Source organism: Bradyrhizobium sp. USDA 4502, assembly GCF_054063355.1.
Genome location: NZ_JBSSGF010000001.1, coordinates 1474672 through 1492971 on the forward strand (window position 1 = coordinate 1474672; position 18300 = coordinate 1492971).

Below are 18300 nucleotides of genomic sequence, written 5' to 3' on the forward strand. Positions count from 1 at the left end.
CGGTTTGCGGTGACGGTGGACATCGAGCCGAATTTTTGTGCAACGCATTGAGCGCGCACGTGGCTTCGCGGCCTCGTGGCAATCGTCAGCAAAAAGGGATCGCGGATCGCGACGGAAAGCTGTGGCCTGCGTTTCGCAGGGCGAGACAATGTGCGGAGGACGTCACACCGGCATCCGGCCGGCCGGGCAGCCGGAGAATTCGGCGGGCGCCTGCGAGTGGGAGGATCGCGAATGAGGGAGGCGGATTGATGAGAGATGAGGTGGCGCGCCGCACGATCGGGGCTAGCAAACCGCGCAGCGCGCCCGCCTCAGGGTACGTCATGGCGTGAACATGACGCCCGATACCTGCGGAACATGCTACCCTACCACGGATCAATTAAAGGTTGTAGGTATTTGTCCGCAGCTTAGAACAATTTCTCGTTGCGATGTGGTTCCTCAGGTTCCGCTGGTTTTACGGAACTCAAGCTGCATCGACTGATCTGCGCAACTGATGTGCGGCGATTTTCAGGTCGTCGATAAAGCGCTGATATTCCAGCGCCTTGGCTTTTTCATCCGGCAGCCGCAACAGATAGGACGGGTGCACAGTGACGAGCACCTTGGTTCCGTCGTGGTCGATCAGATGGCCGCGGTTCTTGTTGATCGGCGTGATCTTGCCGAGCACGCTCTGCGCCGCGGTGGCGCCGAGCGCCATCACGAGGTCCGGCTTGATGGTGGCGAGCTCGCGCTCGTACCATTGGCGGCAGGCGCGGATCTCCGGTGTGCTCGGCTTCTGGTGCAGCCGGATCTTGCCGTGCGGCACGAATTTGAAGTGCTTCACCGCGTTGGTGACATAGACCTTGCGGCGATCGATGCCGGCTTCCTGCAGCGCGCGATCGAGCATCTGGCCGGCCGGTCCGACGAAGGGGTGGCCTGCGAGATCTTCCTTGTCGCCGGGCTGCTCGCCGACCAGCATCAGCGTTGCGCTTTGCGGTCCCTCGCCGAACACGGTCTGGGTTGCGTCTTTCCACAGCGGGCAGGCGCGGCAATCGGCGGCCTCCTCGCGCAAGGCCGCGATGGTGTCGTGAGCTTGCCTGTCTTGAACTTGCTTGCCTTGAACTTGCTTGCGGGGCATCGGCGTATCCTGCCGCTTCTGCGGCTCGGCCGCCTTGCGTGCGATGAAGGGGCCGCTGGTCATGCGCATTGCGTCTTCGATCAGGGGTTTAATGATCGAGTCCTCGGGCAGGTTCCTCCAATAGGCTTGCGGCATCTCCATCACTTTCAGCCGTGCGGGATTGAAGCGGCCGTTGTCGTGACGCCGCCAGGCCTCCTCGAGCCGGTCCTCGGTCGGCACTTCGGATTTGGCGACGCCCGGCGTGATCGAGATCGCGTGCCCGTCCCAATGTGCGCAGACGTCGGGGGTCAGGATCGACCACGGCATGTCGGCGAAGCGGCCGGCGAAGAACGGCGCGGCAAGTTCGACGATGCGATGCTCCGGCTCGAACCAGGCGACGTAATGCGCCGTCCGTTCGCGGCCGATCTCGCGGAAGCGCAGATGCGCATGCATCCTGTCGATATCGACATAGACCGCGCGCGCCATCGCGTGGACCTCGGCGACATCGGGATCATCGGTCGCACTGAGCAGATCGTGATGGCTGCGCAGCCGCCACAGCAGGCGATAGAGCAGGGCGAAGCGTTCGTCACTGCGATGCAGGATCGCGGCCTTTGCGAGCTCGACGAATTTGGCCGACACATTGAACCGCGCCTGCGGCGTATCCGGCAATTCATTCACGCAGGATGCCGACGACAATTCGTCGTCGCTGCGTACGGTCCATGTGATCTCTGCGGGCTTCACATCGTTCAGCGCCAATCGCCGCGCGGCCTTGCGCCAGCCCTCGAAATCGGTGTCGTTGTCGAGCACGATGATGCGCATGCGATTGCTCCGTTTCCGTCACGCGCCATTTTCGGGGCCTGCGTGGCTAACACTGCGGAAGATCAGGGCCCGTCCGGTTCGGCGGCTGCTGAATCCCATTGATTCCACTCATGAATCAATGAGCTCACCAATCCGATTGACTCTGCGGGCCCTGTTAGCTTTATATTAGAACATATCATGAACAAATGAGCCAGTCCCTGGTTCTCTGTTCAGACCAGTGACGGCCTCAAATTTTGGTTGGAAGGAGCGGCGCATATGCCGGAGCGCGATCAGCAAAAGTGGTCGCCGGTTTTGCGTCCGATCGCGCTCCTCTTTTTTAAGAAAGGCGCATGATCTTGTCGCCAAACCGCTCACACTTTGGCGGATCATGCGCCGCCGCACGCATGGGTACGCTTGCGTCTCTGCGCGGCAGCATCGCGCGCATCGAGGCGCCATCGGATGCGGCGATGCCGAACCGCGTCGCGCTCGGACACGCCGGCGCGGATGCGATGCTGCGCGGCGGACTTGCGCCGGCGGCATTGCACGAGGTGTTTGCGGCCGGCCATCAAGGCGGCGCGGCGAGCGGTTTCATCGCGGGGCTCGCCGGACGGCTGTCGGCACGCAAGCCGCTGGTCTGGGTGCGGCAGGATTTTTCCGATCGCGAAAACGGCGCGCTATCGATACGCGGGCTTGCCGAGCTCGGCCTCGATCCGCGCCTCTTGGTCACGGTGCGCGCCGCCGATGTCGACAGCGGCCTGCGCACCGCGGCCGACGCGCTCGCCTGCGATGCGCTCGGCGCGGTCGTGCTCGAGGTCTGGGGCCAGGCGCGCCAGCTCGATCTCGTCGCCAGCCGCAAATTGACCCTGGCCGCGCAGGCCTCCGGCGTCACCGCGCTGGTGCTGCGGATCGCGGCAACCCCGATCCCCTCGACCGCGGAGACGCGCTGGATCGTGCGCGCGGCGCATTCGCCGCCGGGCAATGCCGCGAGCGTGTGGGGCGCGCCGTGCTTCGAGGCCGAACTCGTGCGCAATCGTCATGGCCCGGTCGGGCGATGGATCATGGAATGGAAATGTGATGAGTGCCAATTCAGTGAACCGTCGGCGTATTCTCAGCCTGTGGCTGCCACGCCTGCCCATCGACCGCATCAAGCGCAAGCTCGCGCAGGACATCGCCTCGCAAGCTGATGCACGGGAGGTGGCAGGGCTCCCTCTCCCGCAAGCGGGAGAGGCGAAGAAAGCAGAACTCCCCAGCGTCGTCGTCGCAAAAGACCACAACGCCATCCTGCTGCACGCGATCGACGAGGCCGCGGTGCGCGCCGGGCTGTCGATCGGGCTGCCGCTCGCCAATGCGCGGGCGATCTGTCCGGAGCTCACGGTCTATGATGCCGATCCCGCCGCCGATCTGAAGACGCTGAACGACATCGCCGACTGGTGCGACCGCTTCACGCCGCTGGTCGCGCTCGATCTGCCTTACGGTCTGTTTCTCGACATCACCGGCTGCGCGCATCTGTTCGGCGGCGAGCGAGCGCTGCTACAGACCGTGACGGGGGCGCTGAGCCGGCGCGGCTTTGCCGTCAGCGCGGCCATTGCCGGCACCTCGATCGCGGCGCGTACGCTGACGCGCACCGCCTCGGGCAAGATTGTCGCCGATGGCGAGGAGGCGGCGGCGGTCGGCCCGCTGCCGGTGTCGGCGCTCGGCGCCGATGCCGCTGTCACCACCGGCCTGCGCCGCGCCGGCTTGAAGACCATCGGCGATGTCGCCTCGCGCGCGCCGCATGAAATCTCGGCGCGGTTCGGTGCGGCCTTCACCACCTTGCTCAACCACGCGCTCGGGCAGGGCGATGCTCCGATCAGCCCGCGCAAGCCGCTGCCCGATTACATCGTCGAGAAGCGTTTCCCCGAGCCGATCGCGACCGACACCGTGATCGCGCTGACGCTCTCAAGCCTTGCCAAGATGCTGGTTGCGGCGATGGACAAGCAGGGCAAAGGTGCGCGGCAGCTGGAAGCGAGCTTCTTCCGCACCGACGGTGCGGTGCGCGCGATCATGGTCGAGACCGGGCGTCCGGTGACGCGGCCCGAGATGATCGATCGCCTGTTCCGCGAGCGGCTCGATGCGCTGAATGATCCGCTCGATCCCGGCTTCGGCTTCGATCTCATTCGCCTCGCCGCAGGGCGTACCGAGATCGTGGTACAGCAGCAGCGCGATCTCGACGCCACCATACACGACAATGACGAGCTCTCGGCGCTGATCGACCGCATCGCCGCCCGCATCGGCGGAAAACGCGTCGTCGTGCATCTGCCGCTGGAGAGCCACATCCCCGAACGATCGGCGCTCGCGCTGCCGGCGCAGCATCATCTGGCCGCGGCCAGCGCCGCCGCCTGGCCGGAGCACGTTGCGAGCGAACCACCGCTGCGTCCCTTGCGGCTATTCGAGCAGCCCGAACCGATCAAGGTGCCGTTCGCGACCGTGCCCGACGGTCCGCCGCATCAATTCACCTGGCGGCGCGCGCAGCACGAGGTGGTGCGGGTCGAGGGCCCCGAGCGCATCGCGATGGAATGGTGGAAGCAGGACGGCGCGTCGCTGACGCGCGATTATTTCCGCGTCGAGGATGCCGAAGGCCAGCGCTTCTGGATCTTTCGCGACGGTCTCTACGAGAGCGAGCTGCGCGACGAGGAGGGCAAGCCCGTTCCGGCCAACTGGTATGTGCATGGGCTGTTCGCATGAGCGCACCTCCACCTGATTATGCCGAGATCGGCATCACCAGCAATTTCTCCTTCCTGCGCGGCGGTTCCGATCCGCGCGCCTATGTGCATCAGGCGAGCGAACTCGGGATTCCCGTGATCGGGCTCGCCGATCACAACACGCTGGCCGGCGTGGTGCGCGCCTGGAAGGAGCTCGACAGCGAGAAGGTTGCCCATCCGCCAAAGCTTTTGATAGGCGCCCGCATCGTCTTCATCGACTCTACGCCTGACATCCTGGTCTATCCGCGCGATCGCGCCGCCTATGGCCGGCTGTGCCAGCTCCTGACCCGCGGCAAGCGCGGCGACGACATCGTGCGGATCGAGAAAGGCGAGTGCCATCTGAAGCTCGCCGACCTCCTCGACTTCGTCGAGGGGCAGCTCCTGGTGCTGGCGCTGCCGCATCGCTTTGAGGAGGCAGGCACGCTCGATCTGCTTGCAAAGCTGAAGGCAAGCGCCGCCGACGGCGTCTGGCTCGCCGCAAGCCTGCTCTATCGCGGCGACGACAGGCGCCGCCTCGCGCGGCTGCATGGCCTCGCCACCGACGCCGGTGTGCCGCTCATCGCCACCAACGAGGTGCTCTATCACCATCCGGCGCGCCGCCCGCTGCAGGACGTGCTGACCTGCATCCGCGAAAAGACCACGATCGAGGCGGTCGGCCGCAGGCTCGAGGCCAATGCCGAGCGGCATCTCAAGCCGGCGCATGAAATGATCAGGCTGTTTCGCGATCTGCCGGACGCGATCGCGGAAACCATGCGCTTTGCTGCACGCATCTCTTTCTCGCTCGACCAGCTCAAATATCAGTATCCCGACGAGCCGGTGCCGCCGGGCAAGACCGCGCAGCAGCATCTGGAAGATTTGACCTGGGCCGGTGTCGACAAATATTTCGGCGGCGAGATCGACGAAAAGCTTCGCACCACCCTGAACAAGGAGCTCGCGCTGATCGCCGAGCTGAAATACGCGCATTACTTCCTCACCGTGCACGACATCGTGCACTATGCGCGCAGCCAGAACATCCTGTGCCAAGGACGCGGCTCGGCAGCCAATTCCGCGGTCTGCTTCGTGCTTGGCGTCACCTCGGTCGATCCGACCAAGGTCGATCTGTTGTTCGAGCGCTTCATCTCCAAGGAGCGGCTGGAGCCGCCCGACATCGACGTCGATTTCGAGCATTCGCGGCGCGAGGAGGTGATGCAATATGTCTACCGCCGCTACGGCCGCCACCGCGCCGCGATCATCGCCACCGTGATCCATTATCGCCCGCGCAGCGCGATCCGTGACGTCGGCAAGGCGCTCGGGCTGACCGAGGACGTCACCGCGGCGCTCGCCGACACCGTGTGGGGCAGCTGGGGCAAGGGCCTCAACGACATGCAGGTGCGACAGGCCGGGCTCGATCCCAAAAATGCGATGATCAACCTCGCGGTCGAGCTCGCCACCGAGCTGATCGAGTTTCCGCGTCATCTCTCGCAGCATGTCGGCGGCTATGTACTGACCCAGGACCGGCTCGACACCTATGTGCCAATCGGCAACGCCGCGATGGACGACCGCACTTTCATCGAATGGGACAAGGACGACGTCGACGCCCTTAGCATGATGAAGGTCGACGTGCTGGCGCTGGGCATGCTGACCTGCATCCGCAAATGTTTTGACCTGATCGCCGACCACAAGGGCGAGCACTGGGAGCTAGCTTCGATCCCGCAGGACGACAAGAAAGTTTACGACATGCTGTGCCGCGGTGAATCGCTCGGCGTGTTCCAGGTCGAGAGCCGGGCGCAAATGAACATGCTGCCGCGGCTGAAGCCGCGTACCTTCTACGATCTCGTCATCGAGGTCGCGATCGTGCGCCCGGGGCCGATCCAGGGCGACATGGTGCATCCTTATCTGCGCCGGCGGAACGGCCAGGAAAAGGTCAGCTATCCATCGCCAGCGCCCGACCAGGGCGACAAGGACGAGCTCTACAACGTGCTGCACAAGACGCTCGGCGTGCCGCTGTTCCAGGAGCAGGCGATGCGGATCGCGATCGAGGCGGCCCATTTCACGTCGGAGGAAGCCAACGGCCTGCGCCGCTCGATGGCGACCTTCCGCAATCTCGGTACCATCGGCAGCTACGAGGAGAAGCTGGTCGGCAACATGGTGGCGCGCGGATATTCACCCGACTTCGCCCGCAGCTGCTTCGACCAGATCAAGGGTTTCGGCTCCTACGGCTTCCCGGAAAGCCACGCCGCGAGTTTTGCGCAGCTCGTCTACATCTCCTCATGGCTGAAGCACCATCATCCCGATGCGTTCTGCTGCAGCCTGCTCAACTCGCAGCCGATGGGCTTCTATGCACCGGCCCAGATCATCGGCGACGCCCGCAAGAACGGCGTCACGGTGCGCGAAGTCGATGTCTCCTTCAGCTTTGCGCAGAACACGCTGGAGGAGAAGGTCGGCGATCATTGCGCGGTGCGGCTCGGCTTTCGCCAGATCGACGGATTTCACTGGCTGGATGAGGACGAGGAGAGGCTGAAACAGCTTCAACTGTCATTCCGGGATGGTGCGCTAGCACCAGACCCGGAATCTCGAGATTCCGGGTTCTCGCTTCGCGATCCCCGGAATGACGGTGTTGAGACAGACTGGGCCGACCGCATCGTTGCCGCGCGCAACCGCCGGCCGTTCACCTCGCTGGAAGACTTCGCCCGCGACACCGGCCTGCCCAAGCGCGCGCTGATCCTGCTCGCCGACGCCGATGCGTTCCGCTCGCTCGGGCTCGACCGCCGCGAGGCGCTGTGGGCGGTGCGCCGGCTGCCCGACGACGTGCCGCTGCCGCTGTTCGAGGCCGCCACCGCACGCGAGCAGCCGGATGAGGGCGCCAAGCCGCTGCCGGAGATGCCGCGTCCGGAGCAGGTGGTCGCCGACTATCAGACCATTCGCCTGTCGCTGAAGGGCCATCCGATGGAGTTTTTGCGCGACACCTTCACGAAGGAGCGCGTCGTCGCCTGTCACACCATCAACCAGAGCAACGACCGCCGCCGCGTCCGCTGTGCCGGCGTCGTGCTGGTGCGGCAGCGGCCGGGCAGCGCCAAGGGCGTCGTGTTCATGACGCTGGAGGACGAGACCGGCATCGCCAACATCGTGGTGTGGCCGAAGGTGATGGAGCAGTACCGCAAGGAGGTGATGGGCGCGCGCCTGATCCTGGTCGAGGGCTATATCCAGAGCAGCCCGGAGGGCGTGACGCATCTGGTGGCGCAGCGCATGACCGATCGCTCCCACGATCTGATCGGCCTCGCAAATGAATCCTTGAGCCGCAAGCATCCGGTGCCGGCGGGCCCCGCGCTGATCGAGCCGCTCAACGACGACCGCCGCGATCACGGCGACAACTCGCCGCAAAAGATCCGCCACCCGCGCAACGTCCGCATCCTGCCGCCGTCCCGCGATTTCCATTGAACCACGTGCGACGGCTCTCTCACCGTCACCCTGAGGAGGCCGCGGAGCGGTCGTCTCGAAGGGCGACGGTCCGGCTTTCTCCGCGCGACTGCCAGCGGGGCCGTGCATCCTGAGGCGCGCAAGCGCGCGCACCTCAGGATGACGGTATCCTCTATCCACGTTATCGCGAGCGAAACGAAACAATCCCATCCTCTGCCGTCGATCCCCGAATATTTTCTTCGGCTTTCCGGAATTTGACTTGACGGCAGACCCAACTCAGATGTTCAATATGCCCGTCTCACCCGATCGAGGGGCGCTTCGCGGTCGTCACGAACGTGGGTCGAGATGCGGTGGACGCTGATTGCGCAACTGACGAGTGCGCATGAGGCGGACGGCGAAATCGTGCAGGCCTGACGCCCTAGCGGTAGGTGTCTTTTCGCATTGCGCGATGCGCGTTGAAGATGGTGACAACAAAGCCCAGTCTCGCCGGGGAGAGCACGTATAAGCCGTAAGCCATCGCGCAGGGAAAGCCGGGTTGTTTCCGGTTACACCTGTGGTCCTACCCCCGAGCTTTCTACCCATTGCTCGGGGCCCATGGGTGCGATCGGCACCCGGCTTTCCCTGCGCCCTCTGTTTCCAGAGTGGCGAAACGAAATGCAAAGCTCGGACAGATCATGTCGCGAGAACGCGGGTGCATGCCACCGATGCCGTAACAAATTCAGTGTCGTCCGGGACCCATAACCACAAATGGGAATTGTCTTGCGCGACGCCGGAACGACGAGTCCCATTCACAACACCCGCTGCGGAGTATGGGTCCCGGCCTTCGCCGGGACGACGGCGGAGGACGTGTCCTCTCGGTTCAAAACCCGCATGCGCGGGTGCCGCGGCGTATGGGTTCTCCGAGTTCATGCGGTGCGAACGCGCCATTGTCCATCCAACCAGTTCATCGACTGATGTCGCGTGAATGCGAACGCGTAGCCTACACGCCAATGCTGACACGTAGCTTACAACCGGTCCCTGTCGGACGGGCCCCACGTCGCATCGACGACGGATGACTTCCTCAGCCGCTGCATGCTACTCCACCGCGGCGCCGACCGGCGGTCCGCCCGGCGGGCGGTGCAGGAAGGTGATCGATGCATAGGCGCCGACCCACGAGCCGAGGGCGGCGAAGGCGACGTAGAGCCAGTTTTCGGTGTAGCTGATCACCGCATAGGAGGAGAGCACATACCAGACGCTGCTCCAGGTCGCCGCCGGCACGCGCTTGCGCGCCACGACCGCCGAGGTGAACATGACATAGACCGCGTCGGTCGCTGCGGTCGCGAGGAAGACAGCGCCGGCGGTGAGAGGATCGATGGCAGCCATTGCAACTCCTGTGTGGGTCGGGCAGAGCTGGATATAAGCAGGGCCGGAAATGATTGTTGGGATCGGGCACCGCCTTTTTGTCATCATGCTCGGGCATAGGATAATCGCAAACGGGTATGCGCATGCAGGACATTCGTGAAATCCTTTCCGATGTCTGGACCGGCGCCGGCGGCGCGCCGGCCGCGCTCGATGCGGTCACATTGACCGGCAGCGAGCCGCAGCTGCCGTCGTCGTTTCGGGTCGCAGCCGCAGCGCAGGCGCCGATCGCAGCAGCCGGCCTCGCCGCGGCCGAGATCTGGAAGGCCCGCAGCGGCGAGCAGCAGGACGTCGCGGTCGACATCCGCCATGCCGTCGTCGAATGCCGCAGCGAGCGCTATTTGCGCGTCGACGACAAGCCGCCGCCGCCGGCCTGGGACAAGATCGCCGGCGTCTATCGTGTCAAAGACAACCGCTTTGTCCGCCTGCACACCAATTTCCCGCATCATCGCGACGCCGTCTGCAAGGTGCTCGGCTGCAACGCCGAGCGTGACGAGGTCCAGGCCGCGCTGCTGCAATGGGACGGCGAGGCGTTCGAGACCGCGGCCTACGCCGCCGGCGGCGTCGTCGCCTTGATGCGCTCGCACGACGAGTGGTCGGCGACGACGCATGCCAAAGAACTGGCAAAACTGCCGCTGATCTCGATCGAGAAGATCGGCGAGGCCGCACCGAAGCCGTGGCCCGCGGGCAACCGGCCGCTGGCCGGCATCCGTGTGCTCGATCTGTCGCGCGTAATCGCCGGTCCCGTCGCGGGCCGTACGCTCGCGGCGCATGGCGCCGACGTACTCCTGATCTCCGGTCCCGATCTGCCGGCGATCCCCTGGCTCACCATCGACACCGGCCGCGGCAAGCTCACGAGCTTCCTCGAACTGCGGAGCGAGGAGGGGCGGGGTGTGATGCAGGGGCTGTTGGCGCAGGCCGATATTCTCTCGCAGGGATATCGGCCGCAGGCGATCGCGCGGCTCGGCTTCTCGCCGGAGGAAGCGGCGCGGATCAATCCCGGGATCGTCTATGTGACACTGTCGGCCTACGGCCATGCCGGCCCGTGGGCCGGGCGCCGCGGCTTCGACTCGCTGGTGCAGACCACGACCGGCTTCAATCATGCCGAAGGACAGGCGGCCGGCACAGATGGGCCGAAGGAATTGCCGGCCCAGATGCTCGACCACGCCACCGGATATTTCATGGCGTTCGGTGCCATGATGGCGAAGGCCCGCCAGGCCCGCGAAGGCGGCAGCTGGCACGTCCGGGTATCGCTGGCGCAGACCGGACGCTGGCTGTGGAATCTCGGCCGCCTCGAAGGAGGCCTTGCGACCGAGGACCTGAAGGCGGATGCGGTGCAGCCCTTCATCGAACGGCTGCCGTCAGGCTTTGGCACGCTGAGCTCGGTCCGGCATGCCGCCGTGCTGTCCAGGACCCCGGCCCATTGGTCCCGTCCGGCCATGCCGCTCGGCAGCCACCCTCCGGAGTTTCCTGCCCCGGAGTTTCCCGGATGAGACATTCAGCTGCCGTTCAGGCTATGCAAACTTTAACGACAGGCATCGCCGAAGGGCGATTTTTAGGTTGTTTGAGACGCCAATTCAGCACTATTAGCGCACCGCTGGGGCCGTCCCGCCGGATGCTGCAACGATTGACCCCGCGGACCGCATGGTGAAAGAGTTTACCAAGAGAATGCAGAGCTTTAGCCGCCCGCGCCTGGTCGTGGCCGCGGCGCTGCTGGCGGTTGCCTGCGCGGGTGCCTATGGCTACACGCGTTTCGGCTCGGAAAAGCAGACATCTTCGGAAGTCTCCAGCCAGTCCCGCAAGGGCGGCGCGCGCTATGCGCCGTCGGCGGCCGAGTGGGCCAGCCTGACCTTCCAGACCGTGAGCGAGCACACCTTCCGCTCCGAGCTGGTGACCGAGGGCAAGATCGGCATCGATGAGGACCGCTCCACCCCGGTCTACTCGCCCTATACCGGGCGCGTCACCCGCCTCATGGTGCGGCCGGGCGATGCCGTGGTGAAGGGCCAGCCGCTGTTCGTGATCGAGGCGGCCGACACCGTGCAGGCACAGAACGACTACATCGCGGCGATGACCGGTCTCAACAAGGCGCAGTCGGCGCTCGACCTGGCGCAGATCCAGGAGAAGCGCGCCAAGGATCTGTCCGAGGGCAAGGCGATCCCGCTGAAGGATTATCAGCAGGCCCAGACCGCGCTGGTGCAAGCGCAGAACGATGCGCGCTCGGCGCAGACGCTTTTGGACGCGGCGCAGAACAAGCTGCACATTCTCGGCTTCGGCGACGACGACATCACGACGCTGCGGCAGAAGGGCCGCCTCAATCCGGAGACGACGGTGTTCGCGCCGATCGGCGGCACCGTGGTCCAGCGCAAGGCCGGTCCCGGCCAGTATGTCTCGACCGGCGCCAGCGACCCGGTCTACGTGATCGGCGATCTGTCGACGGTCTGGCTGATCGCCTTTGTCCGCGAATCCGACGCAGACAATGTCGCGGTCGGCCAGGACCTCACCTTCAGCGTGATGGCGCTGCCGGGCAAGACGCTGAACGCCCGGGTCAACTATGTCGCCGCGGCGATCGACGCGACCTCGCGCCGGCTCCTGGTTCGCGCCACCATCGACAACGCCGACAAGCGGCTGAAGCCCGAGATGTTCGCCAATGTGACGCTGTATTCGAAGGGCGATCACCCGGCAGTCGGCGTGCCGAAGCAGGCGCTGATCTACGAGGGCGACCAGGTTCGGCTCTGGGTCGCGAGGGCCGACGACAAGACCATCGAGCTGCGTCAGATCAAGCCCGGCCTCATCAATGGCGACCTCGTCGAGGTGGCCGGCAACCTCAAGCCGGGCGAGCAGATCGTGACGAAGGGAAGCCTCTTCATCGACCGCGCCGCATCAGGCACCTAAGCGCATGATCCGGAAAAGTGGGAAGCGGTTTTCCCTCGCGACAAACGCGCAACGCGTTTGCGCGGAGATCACGCTCAACAAGAAAATTCCCTTCCAGTTGAAAGCGCCGATCTGAATGGATCGCCTCGTCGCCCTTGCCGTCAATCGCCGCTACTTGATGGTGGCCATGTTCGTGGCCGTCTTGATCGGCGGCCTGCTCGCGTTCAAGCAGCTCAACATCGAGGCCTATCCCGATCCGACCCCGCCGATGGTCGATATCGTGACGCAGAGCCCGGGCCTCTCGGCCGAGGAGATCGAACGCTACATCACGATCCCGATCGAGACCCAGGTCGCCGGCATCAAGAACCTCAAGACCATCCGTACCATCTCGCTGTACGGCCTTTCCGACGTCAAGCTGCAGTTCTCCTTCGACTACACCTATGACGAGGCGCTGCAACAGGTGCTCAACCGCCTGTCGCAGCTCGCGCCGCTGCCGGGCAACGTGCTGCCCGGCATCTCGCCGCTCAGCCCGATCGGCGAAATCTTCCGCTACCGCCTGAAGGGACCGCCGAACTACAGCGTGCTCGACCTCAAGACGCTGCAGGACTGGGTGCTGCAGCGCCGCTTCCGCGCGGTGCCCGGCGTGATCGACGTCACCGGCTGGGGCGGCAAGACCAAGACCTACGAGATCCAGGTCGACTTCAACAAGCTGGTCGCCAACGGACTGACGCTGCCGCAGGTGCTGCAGGCGGTGTCCAACGCCAACATCAATGTCGGCGGCAACACCGTGAACATCGGCTCGCAATCGGCCGTGGTGCGCGGCGTCGGCCTGATCCGCTCGATCGACGACCTCGCCAACACTATGGTCTCGCAGTCCGGCGGCAATCCGGTGCTGGTGCGCGACATCGCCCATGTCACGATTGGCGAGAAGCCGCGGCTCGGCATCGCCGGCCTCGACAATGACGACGACATCGTGCAGGGCATCGTCCTGATGCGCCGCGGCGAGCAGAGCTCGCCGACGATCTCCCGCGTCGAGCAGCTGGTCCACGACATCAACCATTCCTCGATCCTGCCGCCCGGCGTGAAGATCGAGCGGATCTACGATCGCAAGGACCTGATCGAGCTCACCACCCACACCGTGCTGCACAACATGGTGGTCGGCATCCTCCTGATCGTGCTGTTGCAGTGGATCTTCCTCGGCGACCTCCGCAGCGCGCTGATCGTCGGCGCGACGATCCCGTTCGCGCTGTTCTTCGCCGTGATCATCCTGGTGCTGCGCGGCGAATCCGCCAATCTGCTGTCGGTCGGCGCGATCGATTTCGGCCTGATCGTCGATGCCACCGTGATCATGGTGGAAGCGATCTTCCGCCGGCTGTCGCAGACCACCGCGCTGTCGGAAGACGAGCGAAGCCACATCTCCGAGGACACGGTGATGGGGATGAAGAGCCACGCGATCCTGTCGGCGGCCGCCGACGTGTCGCGCTCGATCTTCTTTGCCGCGGCGATCATCATCGCGGCGTTCCTGCCGCTGTTCACGCTGTCCGGCGTCGAGGGCAACATCTTCGGCCCGATGGCGCGCACCTATGCTTACGCGCTGGCCGGCGGGCTGCTGGCGACGTTCACGGTCACTCCGGCGTTCAGCGCGATCATCCTGCCGGCGCATATCCACGAGACCGAGACCTGGATCGTCAAGAAGCTCGACGCGATCTACCTGCCGGTGCTGAACTGGGCGATCGCCAACCGCAAGCTGGTGATGGCCGGCGCGGCCGGCCTCGTGGTCATGACCATCATCTTCGCGCGCTTCCTCGGCCTCGAATTCCTGCCCAAGCTGGAAGAGGGCAATCTGTGGATCCGCGCCACGCTGCCGCCGACGATCTCGCTGCAGGAGGGCAATGCCTATGTCAACGAGATGCGGAAGCTGATCCGCAGCCGTCCCGAGGTGGTATCGGTGGTGTCGCAGCACGGCCGTCCCGACGACGGCACCGATGCGGCCGGCCTGTTCAACGCCGAATTCTTCGCGCCGCTGAAGCCGGCCAGCGAATGGCCAAATACTCACGACAAGGACGTGCTGACCGCGCAATTGCTGGCGCAGTTGCAGGAGAAATTCCCGGGCGTCGAATTCAATTTCTCGCAGTATCTGCAGGACAACGTGTCGGAAGCGGTGTCCGGCGTGAAGGGCGAGAACTCGATCAAGCTCTACGGCAATGATCTGCAGGCGCTGACCGACACCGCCAACAAGATCAAGTCGGTGCTGTCGACGGTGCAGGGCGTCACCGATCTTGCGGTGTTCACCTCGCTCGGCCAGCCGACCATCCAGATCGACGTCGATCGCGCGCGCGCCGCGCGCTATGGCCTGTCACCGGGCGACATCAACGCCACGATCCGGGTTGCGGTCGGCGGCGACAGCGCCGGCGACCTCTATGAGCCCGGCAGCGACCGGCACTTCCCGATCATCGTCCGCCTTGCGCCGGAATATCGCAAGAGCGCGGAGGCGATCCAGAACCTGCGGATCGGGGTGGCCAACGCCAATGGCGGCATCACGCAGATCCCGCTCTCCGAAGTGGCTTCGATCAACCTGATCTCCGGCGCGGCCTATATCTACCGCGAGCAGCAGGAGCGCTATTTGCCGATCAAGTTCTCGGTGCGCGAGCGCGACCTCGGCAGCGCGATCCGGGAGGCGCAGCAGAAGATCGACGAGCAGGTGCAACTGCCGCCGGGATCGCGTGTCGAGTGGGTCGGCGAGTTCGGCAATCTGCAGGATGCGATCAGGCGGCTGTCGATCGTGGTGCCGATCAGCCTCGCGCTGATCGCGGTGCTGCTGTTCTTCAATTTCGGCTCGATGGTCGACACCATGCTCGCGATGAGCGTGATCCCGATGGCGATCTTCGGCGGCGTGCTCGGGCTTCTGATCTCGGGGATTCCGTTCAGCGTCTCGGCGGCGATCGGCTTCATCGCGCTGTTCGGCATCGCGGTGATGGACGGCATCATCATCCTGTCGCAGTTCAACCAGCTGATCGACGAGGGCTACGACCGGATGCGCGCGGTGATCCGCACCGGCGAGCTGCAGCTGCGTCCGGTGCTGATGACCTGCGTGGTGGCGGGCGTCGGCCTGTTGCCGGCGGCGGTGTCGGAGGGCATCGGCTCGCAGGTGCAGAAGCCGCTCGCCATCGTCGTTGTCACCGGCATGATGCTGGCGCCGCTGGTGATCCTGATCACGCTGCCGGTGTTGATCTCCTACTTCTCGCGCCGGCCGAAGGACAGCCTCAGGTGAAGCCGTAGAGCCGCGCCGGGTTGTCGACCAGGATCGCCTTGCGGATCGCGGCATCCGGCGCCCAGACCGGAAGCTGGTTGAGGAGGCGGCCGTCGTCGATCTGAAACAGCGGCGTCACGTCGGTGACCTTCCTGCCTTGCGGCGTCACCGAATCCGGGTGCGGCCAGTCGGTGCCCCAGACGATGCGCTCGGCATTGGCTGCGATCAGTGCCTGCGCCAGCGGCGTGGCGTCGGCATAATCGGGCGCAAGCTTGGAGGCGCGGTAGGCGCCGGAAATCTTGACATAGGCCTTGCCGGACTTGACCAGCGCGAGCAGGTCGGCAAATCCCGGCTGGCCTGTACCGAGCGCGGCCTCGGCGCCGCCGAAATGGTCGAACACGACCGGCACCGGCGCTGTAGCGACAAGGTCCTTGATTGCGGAGATCATGGCGAGGCTGGTGAACAGCTGCACATGCCAGCCGCGCGCCTTCATCCGCTCGATCGCGGCCGAGAAGCGCTGCCGGCCGACATTGGGATCGTTGACGCCGCCGGTCGCGAGGTTGAGGCGGATGCCACGGAAGCCGGCCTTGTTCATGGCATCGAGATCGCTCTCGCTGGTCTTGTCGTCGATCACGGCGACGCCGCGTGCGGTTGGCCCGCGGGCCGTGATGCCGAACAGGGTCGACGAATTGTCGGGGCCATAGACGCTCGGCGTCACGATCACCACGCGCTCGACATGGAGCGCCTTGTGCAGCGCGCTCATCTCCTCCGGCGAGGCCGGTTCCGGCGTGTAGACGCGGCCGGCGAAGAACGGGAATTTCTCGGGGTCGCCATGGATGTGGGTGTGGCAGTCGCACGCTCCGGCGGGCATGTCGAAATTCACCGCGGTCGATGGCTGCGCTGCCTTGGAAAATGCGTTGCTGCTGGTCATGGTCACTCCGGCTGCGATGGAAGCCACCATCATATCGCGTCGCGTCAGCATTGGACGTCTCCCTGCGTGCTCGGCTGTTATGCGCGTCATACGCGCGCCGGCATTATGGGTTGCCGGCGGGGGCGGAGGTTATCGGCGGAGAGAGCGGGCGGGAAGGGCCCGTTCGCGGTGCGAACGGTTCCACGATGCCTATTGTCCCGACGGCGTGCGCAGGCCGTGCCAGGCGTCGCGCACCTGATGGTAGTGCACCTCGGGCAGGTAGTCTGGCGTCTTCAGGTTCAGCGTCTTGACGTCAAGGCGCCCGGTTGCGCTGAGCAGCGTGTAGGAGGCGATCACGCGGTCGCGCTGCGCACCGATCAGCCGTGCTCGCGCGGTGATCAGATCCTGCTGCGCGTTGAGCACGTCGACCGTGGTGCGCTGGCCGCCCGCGGCTTCTTTCTGCACGCCGGCCAGCGCAACCTCCGCGGCCTTCATCTCGGACTCCGAGGCAGATACCGCGATCTTGGCGCCCTCATTGGCGACCCACGCGCTGACCACGGCGGTCTTGGCCTGATTGCGGACCTGATCCAGCACCAGCCGGCTCTGCGCCGCGACCTCCTTGGCCTGCCGGGTCTGCGATGCGGCGGTGCCGCCGTCATAGATCGGCTGCGTCACCTGACCGATCACCGAGGCTTGATCGGTGCCGAAGCTGCCGAGCGTGGTGTCGGTGTCGCGGCTGCGGCTGACGCTGCCCTGCACGGAGACATTCGGCATCAGGCTGCTCTCGGCGACGCGGATCGTGGTCGAGGCAACGTCGACGTCAAAGCCTGCCGCGGTGACGGCGGGATGCTCGCGGAGCGAGAGCGCGATCGCATCCTCGCGGCTGCGCGGCAGCAGCCGGTCGATGGTCTCGGCCGGACGCAACTGGGATGGCGCGCTGCCAACCACCTGCGCATAGGTGGCCTGACTGATCGCATAATTGACCTCGGCGGCGTTGAGGTCGGCGAGGCCGCGGTTGAGCCGTGCCTCGGCCTGTGCGGTATCGGTCGGCGTCACGTCGCCGGCATTGAGGCGCCGTTCGGTGATTGCCCGGGTCTCCTTCAGGAAGGCGACGTTGGCGCGCTGCGCCTCGACCAGGGTCTGGTTGGCGAGCACATTGGTGTAGGCGGTGACGGCGTCGAGCAGCACACCCTGGCCGACATTGCGCAACGCCTCGCGGCCGGACTGCACCTGCAACTCGGCGACGCGGACGCTGTTGGCGGTCTTGAAGCCGTTGAACAGGGTCTGCGTCACCGTGACGCCGATCTGCCACGGCTTCAGCGTTGCGGTCTGGATCACATTGCCGGGCAGCTGGTCGCGCACCGCCTGCAGGCCGACCGACAGGCCGGCAATGATCTGGGGACGGTAGCCGGCCAGCGCCTGCGGCACGTTCTCGTCGGTCGCACGCTGGCGCGCCCGCTCGGCGTTGAGTTGCGGATTGGTCTGATACGCCTTGACCAGGGCTTCCGGCAGGCTCTCGGCGCGGGCCGCGGTCTCCGTCAGCAGCGCACATGCCAGCACGCCAAGGCCGATGCCCGACAAAAGCACGCGCCTCGCTACGTCGCCGACCCTCGCGGCACGCTCAACCATGTGATCCCGCAAACCAAAACTCCGGCAGTGCGCCCCCGCCGACGCCGCCGACACATCTACCTGTTTACGGGGCGGTGCCGCCACAGACAAACCGCCGCGCGACATCTGCACATCATTTCAGTTCTTGTCTGTTGCCGGTTCGTCACAGGCGCACGTATCGGTCATATGAAGTATAAGTTTGAACCGCCGGCCGTCGATTCAACGATGCCGGTTATCC

10 protein-coding genes are annotated in these 18300 nt (G+C 65.2%); 6 read left to right on the forward strand and 4 right to left on the reverse strand.

Going from position 1 to position 18300, the window contains the following annotated elements; genetic code table 11:
• Nucleotides 1-460: 460 nt before the first annotated feature.
• On the reverse strand, nt 461-1909 hold the full coding sequence (locus ACVW1B_RS06565) for a UdgX family uracil-DNA binding protein (protein WP_456781152.1): 1449 nt from the start codon (nt 1907-1909) through the stop codon (nt 461-463).
• Nucleotides 1910-2292: 383 nt separating this feature from the next.
• On the opposite strand from ACVW1B_RS06565, the gene ACVW1B_RS06570 reads away from it, so the two are divergent.
• Genes ACVW1B_RS06570 through ACVW1B_RS06580 form a run of 3 tightly spaced genes read left to right on the forward strand, consistent with a single transcriptional unit; the run spans nt 2293 to nt 8046 of the window.
• Nucleotides 2293-3072, forward strand: coding sequence for an ImuA family protein (locus tag ACVW1B_RS06570; RefSeq protein ID WP_456781151.1), 780 nt, complete (start codon nt 2293-2295; stop codon nt 3070-3072).
• Complete coding sequence (locus ACVW1B_RS06575; protein WP_456781150.1) at nt 2963-4612, forward strand: Y-family DNA polymerase; 1650 nt, start codon at nt 2963-2965, stop codon at nt 4610-4612. The genes ACVW1B_RS06570 and ACVW1B_RS06575 overlap by 110 nt, the downstream gene beginning before the upstream one ends.
• Nucleotides 4609-8046 (forward strand): error-prone DNA polymerase, encoded by a 3438-nt coding sequence (locus ACVW1B_RS06580; protein ID WP_456821369.1) that lies wholly within the window; start codon nt 4609-4611, stop codon nt 8044-8046. Before ACVW1B_RS06575 ends, ACVW1B_RS06580 begins: the two co-directional genes overlap by 4 nt.
• Before the next feature lie 1053 nt (nt 8047-9099).
• On the opposite strand, the gene ACVW1B_RS06585 is transcribed toward ACVW1B_RS06580, so the two are convergent.
• The gene (locus ACVW1B_RS06585) at nt 9100-9387 is read right to left on the reverse strand and encodes a hypothetical protein (protein WP_018270628.1); all 288 of its coding nucleotides are present in this window, start codon (nt 9385-9387) and stop codon (nt 9100-9102) included.
• A gap of 122 nt (nt 9388-9509) precedes the next feature.
• On the opposite strand from ACVW1B_RS06585, the gene ACVW1B_RS06590 reads away from it, so the two are divergent.
• From ACVW1B_RS06590 to ACVW1B_RS06600, 3 genes are all read left to right on the forward strand, one after another.
• Complete coding sequence (locus ACVW1B_RS06590; RefSeq protein ID WP_456781148.1) at nt 9510-10916, forward strand: CoA transferase; 1407 nt, start codon at nt 9510-9512, stop codon at nt 10914-10916.
• A gap of 151 nt (nt 10917-11067) precedes the next feature.
• Entirely contained in the window at nt 11068-12315 is a 1248-nt protein-coding gene (locus ACVW1B_RS06595) for an efflux RND transporter periplasmic adaptor subunit (protein WP_456821370.1), read from the forward strand.
• A gap of 115 nt (nt 12316-12430) precedes the next feature.
• Nucleotides 12431-15565 carry an efflux RND transporter permease subunit gene (locus ACVW1B_RS06600; RefSeq protein WP_225641774.1) on the forward strand — a complete coding sequence of 1045 codons (3135 nt, stop codon included), beginning with the start codon at nt 12431-12433 and terminating at the stop codon, nt 15563-15565.
• Here ACVW1B_RS06600 and ACVW1B_RS06605 read toward each other — a convergent pair.
• Together ACVW1B_RS06605 and ACVW1B_RS06610 are read right to left on the reverse strand one after the other, a co-directional pair.
• Complete coding sequence (locus ACVW1B_RS06605; RefSeq protein WP_456821371.1) at nt 15558-16526, reverse strand: amidohydrolase family protein; 969 nt, start codon at nt 16524-16526, stop codon at nt 15558-15560. The genes ACVW1B_RS06600 and ACVW1B_RS06605 overlap by 8 nt on opposite strands.
• A gap of 138 nt (nt 16527-16664) precedes the next feature.
• The gene (locus ACVW1B_RS06610; RefSeq protein WP_456781145.1) at nt 16665-18083 is read right to left on the reverse strand and encodes a TolC family outer membrane protein; all 1419 of its coding nucleotides are present in this window, start codon (nt 18081-18083) and stop codon (nt 16665-16667) included.
• Nucleotides 18084-18300: the final 217 nt, after the last annotated feature.